The organism is Arcobacter denitrificans (SeqCode) (assembly GCF_048571185.1).
Classification (GTDB): Bacteria; Campylobacterota; Campylobacteria; order Campylobacterales; family Arcobacteraceae; genus Arcobacter; species Arcobacter denitrificans.
On sequence record NZ_CP182350.1, the window covers coordinates 287,438 to 307,303 of the forward strand.

The 19,866-nt window shown below is 29.4% G+C and carries 23 protein-coding genes; 10 read left to right on the top strand and 13 right to left on the bottom strand.

The window, feature by feature from the left end:
• The first annotated feature begins 27 nt into the window (after positions 1 to 27).
• A complete protein-coding gene (locus ACNI28_RS01490) occupies positions 28 to 570 on the top strand; it encodes a TlpA family protein disulfide reductase (RefSeq protein ID WP_419765093.1) in 543 nt (180 codons plus the stop codon).
• The gene (ftsY, locus tag ACNI28_RS01495) at positions 571 to 1,512 is read left to right on the top strand and encodes a signal recognition particle-docking protein FtsY (protein WP_419765094.1); all 942 of its coding nucleotides are present in this window, start codon (positions 571 to 573) and stop codon (positions 1,510 to 1,512) included.
• Here the strand turns inward: ftsY and ACNI28_RS01500 are convergent.
• From ACNI28_RS01500 to ACNI28_RS01510, 3 genes are read right to left on the bottom strand one after another with little or no spacing between them, the layout of a single operon-like run.
• A complete protein-coding gene (locus ACNI28_RS01500; RefSeq protein ID WP_419765096.1) occupies positions 1,488 to 2,738 on the bottom strand; it encodes a diguanylate cyclase domain-containing protein in 1,251 nt (416 codons plus the stop codon). The two genes, ftsY and ACNI28_RS01500, sit on opposite strands and share 25 nt — an antisense overlap.
• The gene (locus tag ACNI28_RS01505; protein ID WP_419765097.1) at positions 2,735 to 3,232 is read right to left on the bottom strand and encodes a YfiR family protein; all 498 of its coding nucleotides are present in this window, start codon (positions 3,230 to 3,232) and stop codon (positions 2,735 to 2,737) included. Before ACNI28_RS01505 ends, ACNI28_RS01500 begins: the two co-directional genes overlap by 4 nt.
• The gene (locus ACNI28_RS01510) at positions 3,232 to 5,118 is read right to left on the bottom strand and encodes a TonB-dependent receptor plug domain-containing protein (protein WP_419765098.1); all 1,887 of its coding nucleotides are present in this window, start codon (positions 5,116 to 5,118) and stop codon (positions 3,232 to 3,234) included. Before ACNI28_RS01510 ends, ACNI28_RS01505 begins: the two co-directional genes overlap by 1 nt.
• Positions 5,119 to 5,381: 263 nt before the next feature.
• Here ACNI28_RS01510 and ACNI28_RS01515 point away from each other — a divergent pair, with 263 nt between their 5' ends.
• The gene (locus ACNI28_RS01515; RefSeq protein WP_419765099.1) at positions 5,382 to 6,404 is read left to right on the top strand and encodes a thioredoxin family protein; all 1,023 of its coding nucleotides are present in this window, start codon (positions 5,382 to 5,384) and stop codon (positions 6,402 to 6,404) included.
• Here the strand turns inward: ACNI28_RS01515 and ACNI28_RS01520 are convergent.
• Together ACNI28_RS01520 and ACNI28_RS01525 are read right to left on the bottom strand one after the other, a co-directional pair.
• Positions 6,401 to 6,865, bottom strand: a complete 465-nt coding sequence (locus ACNI28_RS01520) for an RNase H family protein (protein ID WP_419765100.1) — start codon at positions 6,863 to 6,865, stop codon at positions 6,401 to 6,403. The two genes, ACNI28_RS01515 and ACNI28_RS01520, sit on opposite strands and share 4 nt — an antisense overlap.
• Entirely contained in the window at positions 6,862 to 7,413 is a 552-nt protein-coding gene (locus ACNI28_RS01525; protein WP_419765101.1) for a YqiA/YcfP family alpha/beta fold hydrolase, read from the bottom strand. The genes ACNI28_RS01520 and ACNI28_RS01525 overlap by 4 nt, the downstream gene beginning before the upstream one ends.
• A 78-nt stretch (positions 7,414 to 7,491) precedes the next feature.
• Here ACNI28_RS01525 and ACNI28_RS01530 point away from each other — a divergent pair, with 78 nt between their 5' ends.
• The gene (locus tag ACNI28_RS01530; protein ID WP_419765103.1) at positions 7,492 to 8,358 is read left to right on the top strand and encodes an aldose 1-epimerase family protein; all 867 of its coding nucleotides are present in this window, start codon (positions 7,492 to 7,494) and stop codon (positions 8,356 to 8,358) included.
• 1 nt (position 8,359) lies between these two features.
• Here ACNI28_RS01530 and ACNI28_RS01535 read toward each other — a convergent pair whose 3' ends face one another.
• The 6 genes from ACNI28_RS01535 to ACNI28_RS01560 form a co-directional block, all read right to left on the bottom strand.
• Complete coding sequence (locus ACNI28_RS01535) at positions 8,360 to 8,797, bottom strand: nucleoside deaminase (protein WP_419765104.1); 438 nt, start codon at positions 8,795 to 8,797, stop codon at positions 8,360 to 8,362.
• 14 nt (positions 8,798 to 8,811) lie between these two features.
• A complete protein-coding gene (locus ACNI28_RS01540; RefSeq protein ID WP_419765105.1) occupies positions 8,812 to 9,732 on the bottom strand; it encodes a sialidase family protein in 921 nt (306 codons plus the stop codon).
• Between the two features lie 41 nt (positions 9,733 to 9,773).
• Positions 9,774 to 10,067 carry a type II toxin-antitoxin system RelE/ParE family toxin gene (locus tag ACNI28_RS01545; RefSeq protein ID WP_419765106.1) on the bottom strand — a complete coding sequence of 98 codons (294 nt, stop codon included), beginning with the start codon at positions 10,065 to 10,067 and terminating at the stop codon, positions 9,774 to 9,776.
• Entirely contained in the window at positions 10,061 to 10,240 is a 180-nt protein-coding gene (locus ACNI28_RS01550; protein ID WP_419765107.1) for a hypothetical protein, read from the bottom strand. Before ACNI28_RS01550 ends, ACNI28_RS01545 begins: the two co-directional genes overlap by 7 nt.
• Positions 10,241 to 10,950: 710 nt before the next feature.
• Entirely contained in the window at positions 10,951 to 11,682 is a 732-nt protein-coding gene (locus tag ACNI28_RS01555) for a hypothetical protein (RefSeq protein WP_419765108.1), read from the bottom strand.
• 18 nt (positions 11,683 to 11,700) lie between these two features.
• Positions 11,701 to 12,147, bottom strand: coding sequence for a hypothetical protein (locus ACNI28_RS01560; RefSeq protein WP_419765109.1), 447 nt, complete (start codon positions 12,145 to 12,147; stop codon positions 11,701 to 11,703).
• A gap of 269 nt (positions 12,148 to 12,416) precedes the next feature.
• Here ACNI28_RS01560 and radA point away from each other — a divergent pair, with 269 nt between their 5' ends.
• A complete protein-coding gene (gene radA, locus ACNI28_RS01565) occupies positions 12,417 to 13,766 on the top strand; it encodes a DNA repair protein RadA (RefSeq protein ID WP_419765110.1) in 1,350 nt (449 codons plus the stop codon).
• Positions 13,767 to 13,791: 25 nt separating this feature from the next.
• On the opposite strand, the gene ACNI28_RS01570 is transcribed toward radA, so the two are convergent.
• A complete protein-coding gene (locus ACNI28_RS01570; RefSeq protein ID WP_419765111.1) occupies positions 13,792 to 14,196 on the bottom strand; it encodes a thioesterase family protein in 405 nt (134 codons plus the stop codon).
• 114 nt (positions 14,197 to 14,310) lie between these two features.
• Here ACNI28_RS01570 and ybeY point away from each other — a divergent pair, with 114 nt between their 5' ends.
• Together ybeY and ACNI28_RS01580 are read left to right on the top strand one after the other, a co-directional pair.
• Positions 14,311 to 14,730 (top strand): rRNA maturation RNase YbeY, encoded by a 420-nt coding sequence (ybeY, locus tag ACNI28_RS01575; protein WP_419765112.1) that lies wholly within the window; start codon positions 14,311 to 14,313, stop codon positions 14,728 to 14,730.
• A complete protein-coding gene (locus ACNI28_RS01580; RefSeq protein WP_419765113.1) occupies positions 14,731 to 15,651 on the top strand; it encodes a calcium/sodium antiporter in 921 nt (306 codons plus the stop codon). It abuts the gene before it with no gap.
• A gap of 1 nt (position 15,652) precedes the next feature.
• Here the strand turns inward: ACNI28_RS01580 and ACNI28_RS01585 are convergent, their stop codons facing one another.
• Positions 15,653 to 16,057 carry a Fur family transcriptional regulator gene (locus ACNI28_RS01585; RefSeq protein ID WP_419765115.1) on the bottom strand — a complete coding sequence of 135 codons (405 nt, stop codon included), beginning with the start codon at positions 16,055 to 16,057 and terminating at the stop codon, positions 15,653 to 15,655.
• A gap of 177 nt (positions 16,058 to 16,234) precedes the next feature.
• Here ACNI28_RS01585 and ACNI28_RS01590 point away from each other — a divergent pair, with 177 nt between their 5' ends.
• From ACNI28_RS01590 to murJ, 3 genes are all read left to right on the top strand, one after another.
• Positions 16,235 to 16,885: a ferritin family protein gene (locus tag ACNI28_RS01590; RefSeq protein WP_419765116.1), complete on the top strand. Its 651-nt coding sequence runs from the start codon at positions 16,235 to 16,237 to the stop codon at positions 16,883 to 16,885.
• A gap of 78 nt (positions 16,886 to 16,963) precedes the next feature.
• On the top strand, positions 16,964 to 18,517 hold the full coding sequence (locus ACNI28_RS01595; protein ID WP_419765117.1) for an endonuclease/exonuclease/phosphatase family protein: 1,554 nt from the start codon (positions 16,964 to 16,966) through the stop codon (positions 18,515 to 18,517).
• The gene (murJ, locus tag ACNI28_RS01600; RefSeq protein ID WP_419765119.1) at positions 18,507 to 19,808 is read left to right on the top strand and encodes a murein biosynthesis integral membrane protein MurJ; all 1,302 of its coding nucleotides are present in this window, start codon (positions 18,507 to 18,509) and stop codon (positions 19,806 to 19,808) included. The genes ACNI28_RS01595 and murJ overlap by 11 nt, the downstream gene beginning before the upstream one ends.
• The last annotated feature ends 58 nt before the right edge of the window (positions 19,809 to 19,866 follow it).

Sequence of the window (19,866 nt, forward strand, 5' to 3'; positions counted from 1 at the left end):
TCAAATATTTTACCAAAAGGAATTAAAATGCAGTTTAAAAAAGTAGCATTTTTAACATTTTTTATAACAATATTTTTTGCAGCATGCGGAACAGATAATTCAAAAAATGATAAAAAAGCTAATATTGAAGAAATAAAAAACTTCAAACTTACAACAACAGAGGCTCAAACTCTAAATATTACAAAAGTAGAAAATGGTCTAGTTTTTGAAGAGTACAAAGGAAAAGCCGTTCTTGTGAACTTCTTTGCAACTTGGTGTGCACCATGTATTGCAGAAATACCTAATTTAATTCATTTAAAAGAGAGATATAAAAATGACTTTGAAATAGTTGCTGTACTACTTGAAGATAATAAGCCAAATAATCAAGTAAAAGATTTTATTAGTGAGTATAATATTAACTATGTGGTGACTAACTCAAGACAAAATTTAACTTTTTCAGATATTGTTGGTGGAGTAAAAGCAATTCCAACTATGTTTTTATACAACAAAGAAGGTAAACTTATCCAAAAATACATAGGAATGGTACCTGAAGAGATGATGGATGTAGATATAAAAAAGGCAATAAAATAGATGTTTAGTTTTTTAAAAAAGAATAAAAAAGAAGAAACGATTGAGGAAAAAGAAGAAAATAAAAGTTTTTTTTCCGATGCCTTATCCAAAACATTTAAAAATATAAAATCAGTTGTTCCTCAAAAAAAAGAGAAAATCTCTTTTGAGGATATTGAAGAGTTACTTATAGAAGCTGATATGGATTATTCTATTATTGAAAAAGCTATGGATGGACTTCCAGAGATGATAAATAGAAAGCAGTTAAGACACAGACTTGTTATGCTTTTTGAACACGCTCCAGATGTTGATATGGAAAACTTGCCATCACCTTTTGTACAATTAATAATTGGAGTAAATGGTGCTGGTAAAACTACAACCATAGCAAAACTTGCAAATATGTATAAACAAGAAAATAAATCAGTTATCTTAGGAGCTGGAGATACCTTTAGAGCAGCAGCTATTGAGCAACTCTCTATTTGGGCTGACAAAATAGAAGTTCCTATTATAAAAACAAAACAAGGACATGATCCAAGTGCAGTAGCCTACGATACTATATCTTCAGCTGTTGCTAAAAATTTAGACTATGCCATAATAGATACAGCAGGAAGACTGCAAACACAAACAAATCTTTCAAATGAATTAAAAAAGATAGTAAAAGTTTGTAATAAAGCAAAAGATGGCTCTCCTCACCAAAAGCTTATGATACTTGATGGAACACAAGGTAATACTGCTATTGAGCAAGCAAAAGCTTTCCATGAAATGGTAAAAATTGATGGAATCATTGTTACCAAACTAGATGGAACTGCAAAAGGTGGAGCACTATTTTCAATCTCAAATCAACTTGAACTTCCTATTTTTTATGTAGGAGTTGGTGAAACTATGAATGACCTTATTGAATTTTCACCAGATAATTTTGTAGATTCTTTATTGGATGAGATTTATTTGGAAGAGAAATCTTCTTGATATAATTGGTAATTATTTTTACCTCCTTTTTTAGCAACATACATAGCCATGTCAGCACTACTCATAAGAGTAATGACATCAGAAGAAAACTTTGGAAAGCAACTAATACCAATACTCGCCCCAACTTTAACGTCATGTCCATCTAATATAGTTGGGGTTGATATTGCTTTTATAATCTTTTGAGCAATTTGTTCAACAGATTCATTCAAGGAATTACTCTCAATAATTACAGCAAATTCATCTCCTCCAATTCTAAAAATACTATCACTTTGTCTCATCGTATTTTTTAAACTATCACTTACATAACGTAAAAGTTCATCTCCAATATGATGACCTAAGGTATCATTTACAATTTTAAAATCATCTAAATCTATCATCAAAAGGTAACATACTGTTCCATATCTTTTTGCATTATTTACAGTTTGAGCTATACGTTCTTCAAAATAATGTCTATTGGGAATACCTGTTACCCTATCATAGTAAGCAAATTTTTGGAGACTTAAATCTCGTTCATGAATTTGAGACATCATTTCAGCAAAAGCATTGGAAAGACTTCCCACTTCATCTTCTACATTTTCAAATATTGGCATTTCCATAGTATAATCGCCATTTTTCATAATTTGCTGAGTAGTTGCTGTTAAATTACTCAAAGGTTCAGTAATGGTTTTACTTACCCGTATTGCAACCCACCAAGCTAGAAGAAAACCTATTGAGGTTATTGAAGTAATAATAATTGCATACCATATCAAACGGGTATAAAAATTCTCTAAACTACTAGAAATCTCCAAAGAACCCACAAAAGAAGAACGCAAAAAAATTGGTTTTTTAACGGTTATTCGTGTTGTATTTATAATTTCTTGGGGAATAGTTATAGGGTCGACTTTTATCTTTTTTGTTGTTGATTTATTTCTATAATAACTTTCAAATATAGTACCATCTGGTAATATCAAATGAGCTTCCAACAAATCATGAGCTCCTTGAAGTGTCAAAAGAATCTCTTTAGCTGCTATATTGTCTTTAAATGCCAATGTAGCAGAAGAACTTTCAGCAATAATATTAGCTTGAGTCCAAACTTTTTCCAAAGTTGTATTACGCAATGCAAAATATTCATATATAACCATAACGAAAATAATTGGTACAAAGGCAACCATAATACCAAATATACTTGAATACGCAAGTTTTTTTTGAATTGGCTGTTTTAGTATCCATTTTCGTAAAATACTCATTGTGTAACCTTTCTTGCCAATTTTAAAAGTCTTGAACTTACAATTAAATCACTCTCTTTTAGCGTGTTTAAACTCACATCAAAACTAAGTTTATTGTTATTTTGTAAAATTCTAATATGAGAATCAGTAAGTTCTTTATTTTCACTCACTATTAATACTTGTTTTCCTAAGAGTTCTTTTATCAATTTTTTTCCACCCTCTTTTTCTGATTCTCTAATAAATACAATTTGACAACTATTTGCTTCTTTTAAAGAAGAAATCGTAGAAGTTTTAATTTTTTGATTACGAAAATCTTTATTGTTTAACACATCAGAAGCTTCACCAAAATCTTCTTGATAAAAACAAATACTAAAATCACTTGATTGTTGTTTATTTGACCAATCTGTTAAAAGAGCAAAGTTATATAAATATGCCACTTTTAGTGTATATTCTGGTAAAGCATCTGCTTTTAAGATATTTAATAAGAGTATAAAAAATAATACTAACTGTTTCATTAGAATTTATACTCCATTTCAAACCAAAATGTACGACCATCTTGGGGATAATAAAGGTCCCCATTCATCTGTTCAGATACGACATCACCATATTTTTTATCCATTAAATTCTTAATAGCAAAGGAGATATTAGTGTTAGGGATAAAATGATGAGAGGTAAAAGTAAGATTAGTCAGAGTATGACTAGGTGCATACTCTTTTCTCTCTGTAGTATCAAGTAATCTTTTTCCTATATATTGTACTTCTAATCCCATTCGTAGACGTTCATTTATTAAAGGAACAGATAAATTTAATTTAGCAAGATGTTTAGGAGAATTTACAAGTGCTAATTTTGTATCTTTCTCTTTGGAATTTTGAAATGAATAACTCATTTTTATACGAGTTGCATTTTGCCAATGCTTTTCAAACTCTACTTCAACTCCTTTAGTAACGATATCAGGAAGTTCAAACCATCCAATACGATTAGCAATATGATAACGAAATAAAGAGGTAGTAATCTTTGCATTATCTACTAAATCTTGCTCAATTACCAACTCTGTTGTTTTAGCTTTTTCAGGAATTGAAATAGAACTACTGATATAATCTCCCTCAGATACTGTGGCACGACGATGTATTTGTTCTGATGAAAGTTTTAAAAGTGTGTTTTCTCCTGCTTGCCAAATAATTGCAACTTGAGGACTAGTCGCGTGATATTCATTATATCCATCTTCATATCTTAATCCATAATTTAAATTTAGAGATGGTGTTAGTTTAAATTCATCATATCCATATAAACTATAAGTTTGTCTATTTTCATAATATTCTGTCCACCAAGGATGCGATGTATTTGTTGCCGTTTCTATCCACGTATCTATCCAACGTAATGCATAATCATTTCGATACTCTGCCCCAAAAGATAAAATATGATTATCCCATCCTGTTGAAACAAACTTCATATCACTTCCAAACCATTTTGAATCTGAAGAATATTCTTCAATATCTGGTTCAAATACCACTACATCATGAGAAAAATAATGATACTCTCCTGACCAAAGAGAAGCAGAAAGCTTTAAAGAAGAAAGAATATCTTTGTCATAAGACAATCGCGTAAATCTATTTTTATCTGTATGAAGAACTGGAAATTCAGAATTTACTACATGATAAGGATAAGAAGGAATATTTTTTTCATGATAAAGATATGCACTTTCCAAGGAAATATTTTCATAAGATGCTTTTAAAAATATTCGATGATTTTTTTCACGATTTTGTCCAGAAAAAGTAGTATCTATACCATTTATATCATAAGTAAAGGTTCGTCCACTAGTATCATATTTTGAAGCGTTAAGTAATATTTCAAGTCCATTATCAAAAGACTTACCAAGAGCCACCCTTTTGGTTCTACTATTATGACTTCCATATCCTAAAGCAAACTCTCCTCCATCAATATCACGACCATTTTTAGTAATAATATTAATAACACCTAAAAGAGCTCCACTACTATATCCAGCAGAACCACCACCTGGAATATATTCTACTCTTTCTATCATCGCAACATCTAGTATCCCATCGTGTCCAAAATAAGCTTGACCATACATCGCATCATCTGCACGGTAACCATCAATTAAAACAGCTATTCGTCCAGCATACTCTCCTGTAGCACTAAATCCTCGTCCTCCCAAAAAACCATACTCATAATTTTGGAATACATGAAGTCCCCGCATACTTCCTAAAATTTCTCCAAGAGAACGATATCCATAATCTTTTATATCTTGTGCAGTTACTATGGATACAGCAGAAGATGCTTTACTAACTTTATTGGCAATATGACTAGCAGGAATATATTCGGTGTTAAGAAGTTCTTCAAAAGAGATATTTGTTGCATCTAAAATAGGATTATTTTCTGCCATTATTGATGTTAATAAAAAAGGGATAGAAAAAAAACACCGTTTAACGAAATGCAACTTATTAATCCTTGACACTATATTATTTTTTATGGAAATGTTAATAATATCAAATGAACGGTCACGAAATGGTCACGAAATGGTCATGAAATGGTCACAAAATGGTCATAATAAAGATAAATCTTTAAATTTTTAAACTAAAGTACATTTATATTACATATTTAAGAGCTTTGTGATAGCATTAATAAAGTCCAAAAAAGGAGTTTATTATGTATTTAAAAAAGATTCTAATATTTTTATTTGCTACACTACTTCTAGGTACCTTATATGCAGATACAAACAAAACAGGTGAGTTTTTAGGGGCTAAGGATACTACTATGCCTGAATGGTTTCTGAGTAGTTTTCTTGATTTTTCTGAAGATATAGATAGTTTAACTTCTCAAAATAAACGACTTATGCTTTTTGTTCAACAAGACAGTTGTCCTTATTGTCATGCCTTTGTCACAAAAAACCTAAGACACACACAAACAAAAGAAAAACTACAAAAACATTTTGGTGTTGTTGATATAAATATGTTTGGGGATAGGGAGATTTTAGACACAGATGGCGAAGAAACAACAGAAAAAGTGTTTGCCAAAAAACATAATATACAATTTACCCCAACCATAATATTTTTTGATGAAAACAAAAAACAAATACTCAGGCTAAATGGATACGTTGATATACCACAATTCAATCTTGCCTTAGATTATATAAAAGATAAAAATGAGACTAGTTTAAGCTATCAAGAGTATATACTCAAAAATAAAAAACAAAAAAGTGCTTTGATAAGAGAGCCAGACCTTTTCAAGGACTTAAACAACTTTATGAGAGTCAAAGATTCTAAAAAAATAGCAATATTTTTTGAATCATCCAATTGTGACAATTGTACAATACTTCATAACAAACTTTTAAAAGATGAAACTACAAGAACACTACTTAAAAAAATAGATTTAGTTCAAGTTGATATAAACTCCCAAAAAGCTATTGTAAGTCCCAATAAGATGATTTATAATATAAAAGATTGGATAAGTATACTAAATATCACCCACACTCCTACTATCATATTTTTTGATGAAAAAGGCAAAGAGATAATAAGAGTAGAAGCTATGTTTAAAAACTTTCATTTTCAAAGTATCGTTGACTATGTAGTAAGTGACGCATACAAAGAAGAAGTTGAGTTCCAAAGATATCTTACAAAAAGAGCAGATAAGATAAGAGAAAAAGGTATTGATATAAATATTTGGGATTAAGAGAGATACTCTCTTAATGCTTTTCTTGAAGCTTTATCAACCAAGTTAAATAATCTATCCGTATCATCTTTTTCTTGTGAGGGCTTATGCCCTTTTATTTTTATAAATTTACAATTTAATCTATCACATATTTGAAAAAAAGCTTTATAGAGTTCTGTGTTTTTTATATCTTTGCCCGTGCTACTTTTATAAGAGTTTTTTTCTAATTTCTCTCTTCTGTTTTCTAAGCCTAAAATATTTTGACAATCAGTATAAACCATAATCTCATTATTTAAAAAAATTTCATCATCTAAAGCCCAAAGTAAGACCTCTAACTCTAACTTTGTAGAAGATGTATCTTCAAACTTTTTTAGCTTTATATTTTGAGTAGCTAAAGTTTCATCATAGATAAAATAAGCCCCAAAACCTATTTTACTTTGAGGGTTTACACTTCCATCACAAAATAGTGTTAATGACTTCATCTAAAAAACGTAGTTATTTTTCTAAAATATCTTTCAATCTCATCAAAACTATGACTACCACCTTGTTCTACTACAAGTTCTGCTTCTGGAAGTTTTTCCATTGCATCATTGTAATCTAAAACCTCATCATCCTCTTGAAGTAGTACCATAAAATTTGATTGATTTTTTATCTCAGTCACTTCTATAGATTTAAGATATGTTAAATGCTCTTTTATAACTTCAAAACTTGAATAATCATAATAATTTGTAGCACTTCCTATCTTATCTAATGTTTCATATGCATAAACAGCAGGATTAATTAACACTGCTTTTAAATCATATTTATTGGCTAAATAAATAGCATAATACCCACCTAAAGATGAACCTACTAAATAAACCTCTTCATCTAAAGATATATATGATTCAATAAGTTGTTCAAGTGTATTGATTGCAAGTGATGGAACATATGAAAGGGATGGAGAGATTAACTCTTCGTCAAAATACTCCTTAAAAAGTGCTGCTTTGCCACCAAGTCCAGATGATGCAAAACCATGTATATATATAATCATAAAAAACCTTACTAATAATATTCTAATAATTTGTTTATCATAATCTAAATTTGATTATAATCAGTATAAAGGACAAATATGCAATACAAAATCTCAAATACTTTTTTAGAAATTTCAATTAAAGATTTAGGTGCAGAACTTTGTAGTTTGAAAAAGAAATATGACTCCACTGAGTATATTTGGCAAGGTGATGAAAAATATTGGAACCGTCATGCTCCTATTTTATTTCCTATAGTTGGTAAGCTTTTAGATAACGAATATATCTATGAAAATACTACTTACCAGATGGGACAACATGGTTTCGCTAGGGATAAGGTTTTTGATGTTTTTATAAAAGAAGATGACTATATCTGTTTTAAACTTGTAGATAGTAAAGATACCTTTGAAATCTACCCATTTAATTTTGAACTCTATTTAGCATATAGACTAATAAACAATAAGCTTGAAATATCATATAAAGTAGTAAACAAGTCTAAAAAAGAGATGCTTTTTTCTATAGGAGCACACCCTGCTTTTAATTGGCCCTTAGAAAAAGCAAATAAGAGTGACTACTATTTTGAGTTTGAAGATACTAAAGAGTTAGAAAGACTACCCTTAACCCAAGATGGAATATCAGATAATAAAAAGATACTAGATTTAGAAAACAGTAAATTATATTTAAATGAAGAACTTTTTAAAGATGATGCCCTAGTTATTGAAAACTTAGAAAATAAAACTATCACTTTTAAAAATACTCAAGACACTAGAAGTATAAAGATGAGTTTTGATAGATTTGATTATCTTGGACTTTGGTCAAAACCTAGTGGCGCACCATTTATCTGTATTGAGCCTTGGCATGGTATTGCTGATTTTATAGGACATAATAAAAAACTCGAAGAAAAAAAAGGAATAATCACTTTACTTGAAAATGAGATATTCGAAAGTAGTTATACTATTTCAATATAAACTATACCCCAATATCTTCATTCCATAGTTTTGGATTGTTTTTTATAAATGTTTCCATGAGATTGATACACTCTTGATTATCCATAACTTTTACATTTACACCTCTTGATTTAACATACTCTTCTGGTCCTTTAAAAGTTTTATTTTCACCTATTATTACATTTGGTATTCCATAAAGTAAAACTGCACCACTACACATATCACAAGGAGATAAGGTAGAATACAGAGTTGCTCTTTTATAATCACTTGCCTTTATTCGTCCTGCATTTTCTAGACAATCCATCTCTGCATGTAAAACAGGACTTCCCTTTTGTACTCTTCTATTATGTCCTCTTCCAACTATTTTTCCATCAATAACAAGTACAGAGCCAATAGGTATCCCACCTTCATCCATTCCTTTTTTTGCTTCTTCTATTGCTACTTCTAAGAACTTATCCATAGTGACTACCTCTTTTAGATTTTTACTTTTGCTAGATAAATAGATGTTTTACCCTCATGGGAAGAGTAATAACTTATCCATAATATATCCTCTTCATATACCATTCCTGCATAACTTGTATCACCACCTGATGGTAGAGCTAAAGCTTCTATTAACTCCCCTTCTTTATAATCAATCCAACACAAAGATGTTCTTGCACTTTTATGACCAAAAAGACGCACAGCAGCTAAAAACTTATCATACTTTTTCATATAAATCATCTTTGGTCCACCAATAGGAACATTTAAATCACTCCAAAACCACTCTTCATAAGGAAACTTAGAAAATCCAAGAACTGCCGCATAACTTTGAGAATCACGACGTAAAAGAGTATACATATCACCATTTTCTAAAAATACTATTGAACTCTCATTCCAATATGAATTTTGGAAAGGAAATAACTTATCTTTTGCTACTTTCCACTTTTTCCCATCTTTTGTACTATATAAACACCCTTGCTTATCTTTTCCAGTATAGCCTATACTAAAGCCAGACTTTTTATTCCAAGATACACTCCATCTCCAAGTTCCTAGACCTGTAGGACAAGTAAAGATTTCACTCCACTTTTTACCATCCTCTGATAACCAAGAAACAGAGCGAGTTTTATGTCCATCTATTGGCTCATGCAGTCTTATTCCAGCATTTAACATAAGTTCATTTTTAGAAGTTATAGAAAACTTACCATCACGAACATCACCACCATCATAAGCCATAAATGCAACAGAAGACCATCTTTTACCATCTTTAGACCTAATAACCCGAAGCTTCCCATCCATAGACATATGTTCATTGGCTTCTCTAAAAGTACAATAAAGATAATCACCAAATCGTATCAAATCAGTAAATGCATTGTGAGGTGATTTATCCCATATTTTTTTAACTTCTAAAAATTCCATTTGTGATTCCTTGTTTGTCTATGTGTTTGATTTTATATATTTTATAAGTATAGTTCTATATCTAAAGCTCCATGAAATACGCCTAATATATCTATTGTATTTTCATCTTTGATTAAATATGCAATTCTATAATGACCATAAAGTAATACTCGTATTTCTTTATGCTCATTATTTTCATATTCGTAACCAATTCTTGGAAATGATTGAAGTATTTGTACTTTTTGATATATCTCAGTTACAACTTTTTTTGCAATATCCTTTTTATCAGAGGCTATATAATCATATATATCTTTAAGCCAAAGTTCTGCTTCATTTGTCCAATTGATATTTACCATTGTTTAATTCTATTTTCCATCTTTTGATTTGAAATAGTTTTATTTTCTTGTGAATCTTTTAATCCTTTTTGTATCATCATATCAAAAGCTAATTCTTTTAATATTTCATCATAAGATGTATCTTCAGGTAAGGAATCAATAATTTTTTTTGCTTCTTGTTTGGGTGCTGTCATAATAAACTCCAATATTTGAAATATACATCATTTTATCAAAATGATATATATTATTTCTTTAAATCATTTTATTTAAAAATGCAAATGTCATTATACAATATTCCAATATTTGAAAAAGCCAAACGTCTCTCTTGAAGAGGTAAACCCCTTCGCTCTTTTCTTCTTTTATTGAAAAGAAGAAACAAGAAAGCAACCAGACGAATTGATGAAGGCAAAGCTTCCTTCCAATTAAATATTTATTTTCTGCCCTGTAAAACTCGCTAAAGAGTGCGTTTAGCACTCTTCTTTACGCTCAAACAGTTTCGGGCATTACCGAAAATAAACATCTAACTTCCAGCTTCATCAAAGTCTGGAAAGAAGAAAAGTTCAAACTATCATTTGTGAATTTACAAAGTAAAAGTTTAAACAAAAGACAATCAAAAATGCAAATGTCCTTATCCCATCTTTTCCAACCCCTACAGAAGCTGAGCGTTTGTTTTATTTTTCGGAAAAGTCTTACAACTGTTTGAGCATAACAAATATGCTGGGAGCATATTTTTATGTGAGTTTTGTAAGACAGAAAGATAAAACAATAAGTGAAGGAACCCAAAGGGCTTCGCAGCTGTTGGTGGTTTTGCTTACTTTGTCCACACAAAGTAAGAGAAAGCGGAGACCTTTAGGTGTTTATGAGAATAAAAAATAAATTAGTATTCTGTCACCAGATTTTTTTGTTAGCTTTTATATATACGTATTGGCATATAACTAAAAATTTCCATATTGACTTCAAGCTCATTTATAAATGGTTCTTCATACACTTTAGAATCAAATCCTTTGAATTCAATACCATTAGCCTTTAATGCTTTAAATACTTTGCTAACTGCTGAAATAAAAATTGGAATTATATTTATATAAATTTGAGACGTTGGATATCTATTGCTTTTTGCATAGTCTGAAACCATATCAAAATTAAGTTCGTTATTTAATTGAAAAACTAATTTTTCTCTATTGACTTTACTCATTCTTTTTTCCAAATAAGGGGATTCTAGATTTGAATCTACACGAGCATAAAAATCATCAAGCTTGTAATAATATTTCATTTTTAGAATATCATCTATAACATTATGACTTGCTAGTAAAAACTCTGCACCATGATTTTTTTCAAGACCATTATTAAGTAGCATTTCATAATTCCAACTTTTGAAAAGAAGATGATCTCTATGATGGACTGCATTTCTTAACATAATAAGTGTAGCAGAATCTGCAGAATCGAAATATGAAAAATCAGTTTTTGTTACATCATATAAACTGTGAAATGCTTCAAGTTTTGCCTCAAAAGCCCTATCTAAATTATTTATTGCTTCTTCTTGATCTATGTGCTTCAATCTTTCAAAGTCTATTTTTGTTTCAATATATATACGCATTGTATTTGCTAGTTTATCTATTGCTAATTGTTTGATTTCCATATCATCTCTATTTTATATTTATTTTAAATCATATATTGGACCAGTGTATTCCACCCCTCGATTGTATGGGAATGTACACGCTCCAGGATAGTCTTTAATAGAGTAATCTTTATTGGAAATTCCAAGTGAGACCTTTTCTGGATAACATTTCATTTTTATCTTTTTACTATTTTTTATTACAGTATCAGTTCCAAAATACTCTCCAATCTCATTATATATATTATGTGTTTCATTATTGCTTATTTCCCAGCCAGCAGCTGAACCACTAAATCCACAAATTACAACAAATGGTTCTTCATATTCTTGTGGTTTTTTGTATACAAAAGAAGATGCCTGAACATCCCACTCTCCCTTTAGTAATTTTCTTTCACAAATATTTAATTCATATTCTACATAAGTATCTTCGCTAAAAATTAAGTATCCAATAGATATCAAAACAACTATTGGTAAAAAAAATCTTATCATTATTAATCCTTAGTTTTGTGGTTGAATAGAGCTAACTATTTATTAATCACACATTCTATATAACTTACACTTAAAATTGTTAATATCTATACATTTTAAATGTCAGTTATTAAATCTTACCCAAAGCCAATAAATAGACTATTTTACTAATTATATAATTAAAAAATTACAAATTGCAATATTTTCAATCCCCTCCAACTTTTTATGCTAAAGTTCATAAAATTAAACAAAAATAATATAAAATCCCCTTGTGATTATAAGGAAAAAATATGGCAAAGAAAAAAACCTCTCTTTTTGAGTGTCAACACTGTGGAGAACAATCTACCAAATGGATGGGTAAATGTCCATCTTGTGGAGGATGGGACAGTTTTGTTGAACTCAATACCGAACAACAAGAAGTATTAAAACAAACATCAAAGATAATAAACACAAGCTCAAAAGCAAAACCAATTACACAAATAGAACAAGATGATATCATTCGATTCTCATCTAATAACCATGAATTTGACCTTGTACTTGGTGGTGGAATAGTCCCTGGAAGTCTTACACTTATTGGAGGAAGTCCAGGAGTTGGAAAATCAACCCTACTTTTAAAAGTAGCTGGAGATATCTCACAATCAGGTAAAAAAGTTCTTTATGTATCAGGAGAAGAGAGTATGGGACAGATAAAACTTCGAGCAAATAGACTTGATGCAAATAGTGATAACCTTTATTTACTCTCAGAGATAAAACTAGAAGAGATACAAGAAGAACTATTAAGAGAAAATTATGAAGCAGTAGTTATTGATTCTATTCAAACTATATATTCAAGCACACTTACATCAGCACCTGGTTCTGTTTCACAAGTAAGAGAGATAACCTTTGAACTTATGCGAAAAGCAAAAGAGTGTGATATAGCCATGTTTATTATTGGACATATTACAAAAGATGGAAGTATCGCAGGACCTAGAGTTTTAGAACATATGGTTGATACTGTTTTATATTTTGAGGGAGAATCTAGCAAAGAACTTAGAATGTTAAGGGGCTTTAAAAATAGATTTGGAAGTACAAGTGAGATAGGTATCTTTGAGATGACAGCCGAAGGACTTATAAGTGCTAAAGATATAGCTTCTAAGTTTTTTGACAAAAGTAAACCCCAAAGTGGCTCTGCTTTGACTGTAGTTATGGAAGGAAGCCGAGCACTTATTATTGAAGTTCAAGCTTTAGTTTGTGAAAGTACTTATCCAAACCCAAAAAGATCTGCCACAGGATTTGATGTAAATAGATTAAATATGCTTTTAGCCCTCTTAGAGAAAAAACTTGATTTACCCCTAAATCACTATGATGTATTTATAAATATAAGTGGTGGAATTAAGATAAAAGAGAGTTCTGCTGATTTGGCTGTGATTGCTTCTATTATTAGTTCTTTTAGGGATAGACCTATTTCTAAAGAGTCAGTATTTATTGGAGAGGTTTCATTAACTGGTGAGATAAAAGATGTATATTCTGTAGATATGAGACTAAAAGAGGCTAGTGCACAAGGTGTTTCTAAAGCAATTGTGGCAGAAAAACCAAATATAAAAACAAATCTAAAAATCTTCCCTGTAGATGAAGTGGTAAAAATGATTGAGCTATTTTAATAGCTCAAATCTTTTTACCTAAATATTACTTTCCTACTCTTTTATTTGCTCCACTCATAAGTCTCTCTTGTGTTACTATTGCTCTTGTATGAGTTCCTGTACCTATAACTCCTGCTGAGTCTACAACTTCTAAACTAAACTTGTAAAGCTTGCCTTCCATACCTTCAAAAGTCGCAGTTGATACTGCTACATCACCACTAAGTGTTGGGGCTAGATGTTTTATATTTACTTCAACTCCCACTGATAATTGTCCCTCTTGTAAAAAGGGTAATAGCATCTTTGCTGCTGAACACTCCATAAGAGCTACCATTCTAGCTGTTGCAAATACTTCTGGGAAATTATCTTCTGCTGATATTTGTAAATTCTTTGCTAAATCTTTATCTTCAACTTTATAATCTATACTTGCTTTTGTACCAATTTCCAATGACATGAATTACTCCTAAAATTTTTTATATTTTATATTGAATTAACTTAAATATAAAAATACTCTTTATTTACTACTTTGGCTAATTTTGCTATAATCCGCAAAAATTAACGGATAAAAATGATTGACTTTGATAATCAAACAGATTTAGAAATTGACATTTCATCATTAGAAATAATTCACAATGAATTAACTCCAAAAGATATTGAATTAATAATAGTAAACAATGATAAAATACAAATTTTAAATAAAGAGCATAGAGATATAGATAAAGCTACAGATGTACTTAGCTTTCCACTTGAATACGATATGCCAAACATGCCTTTGGGCTCTATTGTTATTTCTGTTGATTTTGTGGAAGATAAAGCAAAAGAGTATAATCATAGTTTTTTAGATGAATTAACCCTTCTTTTTATCCATGGACATTTGCATTTACTTGGATTTGACCATGAAGTTGACAATGGTGAACACAGAAAAAAAGAAGAAGAGTTAATCAAAAAGTACAATCTTCCAAATAGTTTAATTGTAAGGAATTCATAAATGGATATTTTAGTTTTTATAGTTTCAATGACAGCACTTATATATGGGGCTGATTTTATAATACAACAAAGTGAAAAAATAGCATTTCATTATAATATTTCACCCTTTGTTATTGGGGCAACATTAGTAGCAGTTGGTACAAGTTTACCTGAGATGGCTGTCTCTATTTCTGCTTCACTTAAAGGAAGTGCTGATATTGCTGTTGCAAATGTAATAGGAAGTACTATCTTTAATATTGCATTAGTTTTAGGAACAGTATTTTTAATAGCTAAAAAAATAATGCCAGATAGGGATCTTTTTGCAAAAGATTCTGCTTGGGCACTATTTCCTATTTTAGTTTTTATACTTATGAGTATAGATGGAAAACTCAGTTTAGTAGATGGTGTTTTATTTTTACTTTTAATGTGTGGGTTCTTACTTTTCTTAATCTCATCAAATCAAGTTGAAGAACCTGATGAAGAGTTAAAAAAAGAACCTTTTGCTTGGGGTAAATCAGCACTATTTTTAGTATTGGGATTTATTTTGACAATCGGTGGAGCTGATTTTGCCATAAGTAGTGCATCAAGTATCGCAAGGGAGTTTGGGATTAGTGAGTGGCTTATTGGATTATTTTTAGTTGCTTTTGGTACAAGTTTACCAGAACTTACTATTTCTGTAAAAGCTGCCCTAAATAATAAAGCTGACTTAGCAATAGGTAATATTATTGGTTCAAATGTTGCTAATTTTACTATGGTTTTAGGTGTAGCATCAATAGTTAATCCCCTAAATGTAAATTTAAGTGAAAACTTTTTTGATATTGCAGCTGCTTTTATATTATCACTTATGTTAGTATTTATAACTGCTAATAAAATGTATAATAAAAGTGCTGGAATAGCACTTATGGTAGTATTTGGATTAGTAATTCAAAATAGCTTTATGTAAGCTATTTTGAACACTCTGAACATACACCTGTAAAAACTACATTTGCATGTTTGACATTGAATTTACTTTGAGATTTTAATTCTGCTAAAACACTTGAAGTATCTATAACTATATCTTCGATTTTTTTACACTCTTCACAAACTAAATGGGAATGTTCTTCTTTTATTAGTTCATAAACAGATTTTTCACTAGGTATCTTAACCTCAGATATAAAAAACTTCTCTACCATCGAATTTACATTTTTATAAATCGTTGCTAGTGAAATTGATGGAAATTTACTTAACATGCTTGCATAAAGTTCATCTATGTTTAGATGTCCTTTATGATAAAGTTCGTCAACTATAGCTACTCTTTGAGGTGTTACTTTCAAATTAAACTCTTTTAATAATTTTGTAGAATTTTCCATGAAACCTCCTTTAAAAGTACATATTACATTTATTCTAGTATTAGAATCTTAGTGTAAATATGATAATATTTTGTTAAAGAAAAAAATTATTATTTAACTATAATATTATATTAAGCTTTTAGAGATTATAATTATCAAAAGATAAAAATTATCCAAAACTAATAAAAGGGAAATATTATGAAAAAACATGAAAGTTACAAGTGTAATGTATGTGGAAATGAAGTTGAAGTATCAAATGCAGGCGGTGGAGAACTGTCTTGCTGTGGTCAAGTAATGGAATGTATTACTACAGACTTAACATCTGTTGTACTTATGAAAGCTTTTGCTGGTGAGTCAATGGCAAGAAATAAGTATGAATATTTTGCTAAAATTGCTCAAAAAGAGGGATATAGAGATATTGCTGAACATTTTCAAAGAGCTGCAAACAATGAAAAAATGCATGCAAAACTAGAATTAAAAGCTTACAATGTATTAAATTATGACAAAGAGTTTGGAAATACAAGTGAAAACTTACAGTATGCAATTGATGGAGAGAGTTACGAAAATACCACAATGTACCCAGACTTTGCACAAATTGCTGCAGATGAAGGACATAAAGATATTTCAAGAATGTTAAGTATGATTGGTAAAATTGAAATAGAACATGAAAATATGTACAAAAGTCTAAAAGAGAGACTGGATTCTGGTGCTGAACATGTAAGTGAAGATGAAGAAGAGTGGATTTGTGAAGTTTGTGGACATGTACACAGAGGGAAAAAAGCTTTAAAAGTTTGTCCTGTATGTAAACACCCTCAAGAGTATCAATCAAGATTGAACTCTAAAAAATAAACCCTTTTAGGTTATTTTAATTATTACAAATAACCTAAAACTTACCCTATTCTAATTGTTTTAACTATATAATTGCTTATGATATTAAGACTTTTAATCCTTATACTTTTTTTATATAATTTCTCTTTTTCAAAAGATTTTACAGTAGCTTCATACAACGTAGAAAATTTCTTTGATTTGAAATATGATAAGACAGAGTATAAAGAGTTTATTCCAAATACAAAAGCTAAGTGGTATATAAAAACATACACAACAAAATTAAACAATATCTTAAAAGTACTAAATGACTTAGATAAAGATATCATAGCTTTACAAGAGATAGAATCAAATGAAGCATTTAAAGATATAATACAAAATCTACCCCAATATAAATACAGCATATTTAAAAAATATAAATCATCAAGTATAGGTTTAGCCCTTTTAAGTAAATATGAAATCATAGATTATGAACTTCTAGATGTTAAGCACTCAAAAGTAAACCGCCCTATTCTAAAAGTAGCCATAAATATTGATAATAATAAATTAATAATTTTTAATAATCATTGGCCTTCAAAAAGAAAAGAAGAGAGTCAAAGAATTCTCTATGCCCAAGCAATAGAAGATAATATAAAAAATTTAGATGATGATATTGATTACATCATTTTAGGAGATTTAAATTCAAACTATAATGAGTTTGAAACCTTCAAATACTCAAAACTAAACAATACATACAACCTAACAGGAATTAATGATGTACTAAATACAAGAAATAAAAATAATTATGTGTCGATTTATAAAATTTTAAGTGAAGAAAAGAGAGTTCATTATAACCTTTGGTTACAGCTAAATTACCCCAATAGATTCTCTTATAAATATAGAGGACAAAATGGAACTCCCGATAATATACTTTTACCAAAGGCAATGTTTGATGATAAAAATATCTCATATGTTAATAACAGTTTTGATGTTTTTAAACCTAAATATTTAATTAATAACAATAAGATATTTAGATGGGAAATTAAAAATAAAGTACATACAAACAAAGGTTACTCTGATCACTTACCTATTTTTGCTACCTTTAGCACTTCAAAACAGCCAAAAATTGAAGTTGATAAAGTAAACTTTATTAGTGAGCTTTACACTCAAAGCAATCTTACTTATCCAGTAGTATTGAAAGATATTACACTTTTATATAAAACAAGTGAAATAGCAATAATAAAACAAAAAAACAATAGAGCAATTTTTGTTTATAAAAATGTAGACAATTTAGAATATGACAAACTTTACACTATAAAAATAGATAAAATAAAAGAGTTTAATGGTCTTTTAGAAATAGTTGGTTTTACTATTTCTAAAAGCCAAGCAAGTAAATTAAATAAACAATCACTCTATTTAGATGCTTCAAAGCATGATATACAAAAAAATAGTTTTCAAAATGAGATTATTACAAATATAACAGGGAATATAAAAGGTAAATATTTTCACTATATTTTTAAAAATGAAAAAAAGAAAATAAGAGTTTATTCAAAGAATAGAAAACTTTTACCAAACAATGGGCAAAAAATCACTATAATAAATGCTCATTTAGGTTTTTATAAATCAAAACCACAAATAATAATCTATAAAAAAAGTGACTATAAATATGTTGATTAAATCTATTTTTACAAATAGCAGTGGAATTTTAGTATCAAGAATATTGGGATTTGTAAGGGATTTACTTACGGCTTCTATTTTAGGAGCAAATATTTATTCTGATATATTTTTTGTAGCTTTTAAACTTCCAAATCTTTTTAGACGAATCTTTGCAGAGGGCGCTTTTACCCAGGCTTTTATTCCAGCATATGCAAAAACAAAACAAAAAATCAGATTTTCAAGTGCAATATTTCTACAGTTTTTGGCTCTTATCTTATTTATCTCACTTTTAGTTACCCTATTTTCAAAGTTTGTAACACATATTATTGCCTTAGGGTTTGATGAAAAGACTGTTGATTTAGTTGCACCACTTGTAGCAATAAACTTTTACTATTTACCTATGATATTTGTTGTTACATTTATGGCGGCACTCTTACAATATAAACATCACTTTGCAACAACTGCCTTTTCAACGGCACTATTAAACCTAGCACTAATAGCAGCACTTCTTATATCAAAAGATTTAGACAAATATGAGATTACATATTATCTTTCATATGGGGTTCTTATTGGTGGTTTACTACAAATAATAGTTCATCTAATTGCCATAAAAAATAAAAATTTACTAAAAATATTTACCTTTAGAAAAGTAAATATAAGTGAAAACAAATTTTATAAAAACTTTGTAAATGCAACCTTGGGAAGTTCAACTTCACATATTTCTGCTTTTTTAGATACTTGGTTAGCTTCATTTTTAGTAAGTGGTTCTATCTCATATTTATACTATGCAAATAGAGTTTTTCAGCTTCCTCTAGCACTTTTTGCCATAGCTACCTCAATCGCACTTTTTCCAATGATTGCAAAATCAATTAAAAATAAAGATGAAGAAAAAGCCTTAAAACTTATGAGAAAATCAACTATTATTTTAACTCTTCTACTATCTATTGCTACTCTTATAGGAATAGTCTTTGATAAGTTTATTGTTGAATTACTTTTCCAAAGAGGTGCTTTTACAAATGATGACACAATAAATACAGCACTTATACTAAGCATGTATTTAATTGGACTTATTCCCTTTGGAATTGCAAAGATTTTTTCTCTATGGTTATACTCCCATGAACAGCAGTTTTTAGCTGCAAAAATCTCTATGAAAGCCCTAGCTTTTAATATAGTTTTTTCACTTCTTTTAATCAATCCTTATGGAGCAGCAGGTTTAGCATTTGCTAGTACACTAAGTGGATTTATACTATTTTTTCTTACAATCAAAGAGTTTGGATTTTCTAAATTTAAGCTTTTATTATTAAATAAATAATTTTTCTAATATTTAACTTTAAGAATAAATTAATTTTAATGGGTCTATAATAAATACT

Excerpts from the sequence above, each read along its gene's own strand:
- ACNI28_RS01490 (WP_419765093.1), top strand. The coding sequence starts at position 28 with ATGCAGTTTAAAAAAGTAGCATTTTTAACATTTTTTATAACAATATTT.
- ftsY (WP_419765094.1), top strand. The coding sequence starts at position 571 with ATGTTTAGTTTTTTAAAAAAGAATAAAAAAGAAGAAACGATTGAGGAA.
- ACNI28_RS01500 (WP_419765096.1), bottom strand. The coding sequence starts at position 2,738 with ATGAGTATTTTACGAAAATGGATACTAAAACAGCCAATTCAAAAAAAA.
- ACNI28_RS01505 (WP_419765097.1), bottom strand. The coding sequence starts at position 3,232 with ATGAAACAGTTAGTATTATTTTTTATACTCTTATTAAATATCTTAAAA.
- ACNI28_RS01510 (WP_419765098.1), bottom strand. The coding sequence starts at position 5,118 with ATGGCAGAAAATAATCCTATTTTAGATGCAACAAATATCTCTTTTGAA.
- ACNI28_RS01515 (WP_419765099.1), top strand. The coding sequence starts at position 5,382 with ATGTATTTAAAAAAGATTCTAATATTTTTATTTGCTACACTACTTCTA.
- ACNI28_RS01520 (WP_419765100.1), bottom strand. The coding sequence starts at position 6,865 with ATGAAGTCATTAACACTATTTTGTGATGGAAGTGTAAACCCTCAAAGT.
- ACNI28_RS01525 (WP_419765101.1), bottom strand. The coding sequence starts at position 7,413 with ATGATTATATATATACATGGTTTTGCATCATCTGGACTTGGTGGCAAA.
- ACNI28_RS01530 (WP_419765103.1), top strand. The coding sequence starts at position 7,492 with ATGCAATACAAAATCTCAAATACTTTTTTAGAAATTTCAATTAAAGAT.
- ACNI28_RS01535 (WP_419765104.1), bottom strand. The coding sequence starts at position 8,797 with ATGGATAAGTTCTTAGAAGTAGCAATAGAAGAAGCAAAAAAAGGAATG.
- ACNI28_RS01540 (WP_419765105.1), bottom strand. The coding sequence starts at position 9,732 with ATGGAATTTTTAGAAGTTAAAAAAATATGGGATAAATCACCTCACAAT.
- ACNI28_RS01545 (WP_419765106.1), bottom strand. The coding sequence starts at position 10,067 with ATGGTAAATATCAATTGGACAAATGAAGCAGAACTTTGGCTTAAAGAT.
- ACNI28_RS01550 (WP_419765107.1), bottom strand. The coding sequence starts at position 10,240 with ATGACAGCACCCAAACAAGAAGCAAAAAAAATTATTGATTCCTTACCT.
- ACNI28_RS01555 (WP_419765108.1), bottom strand. The coding sequence starts at position 11,682 with ATGGAAATCAAACAATTAGCAATAGATAAACTAGCAAATACAATGCGT.
- ACNI28_RS01560 (WP_419765109.1), bottom strand. The coding sequence starts at position 12,147 with ATGATAAGATTTTTTTTACCAATAGTTGTTTTGATATCTATTGGATAC.
- radA (WP_419765110.1), top strand. The coding sequence starts at position 12,417 with ATGGCAAAGAAAAAAACCTCTCTTTTTGAGTGTCAACACTGTGGAGAA.
- ACNI28_RS01570 (WP_419765111.1), bottom strand. The coding sequence starts at position 14,196 with ATGTCATTGGAAATTGGTACAAAAGCAAGTATAGATTATAAAGTTGAA.
- ybeY (WP_419765112.1), top strand. The coding sequence starts at position 14,311 with ATGATTGACTTTGATAATCAAACAGATTTAGAAATTGACATTTCATCA.
- ACNI28_RS01580 (WP_419765113.1), top strand. The coding sequence starts at position 14,731 with ATGGATATTTTAGTTTTTATAGTTTCAATGACAGCACTTATATATGGG.
- ACNI28_RS01585 (WP_419765115.1), bottom strand. The coding sequence starts at position 16,057 with ATGGAAAATTCTACAAAATTATTAAAAGAGTTTAATTTGAAAGTAACA.
- ACNI28_RS01590 (WP_419765116.1), top strand. The coding sequence starts at position 16,235 with ATGAAAAAACATGAAAGTTACAAGTGTAATGTATGTGGAAATGAAGTT.
- ACNI28_RS01595 (WP_419765117.1), top strand. The coding sequence starts at position 16,964 with ATGATATTAAGACTTTTAATCCTTATACTTTTTTTATATAATTTCTCT.
- murJ (WP_419765119.1), top strand. The coding sequence starts at position 18,507 with ATGTTGATTAAATCTATTTTTACAAATAGCAGTGGAATTTTAGTATCA.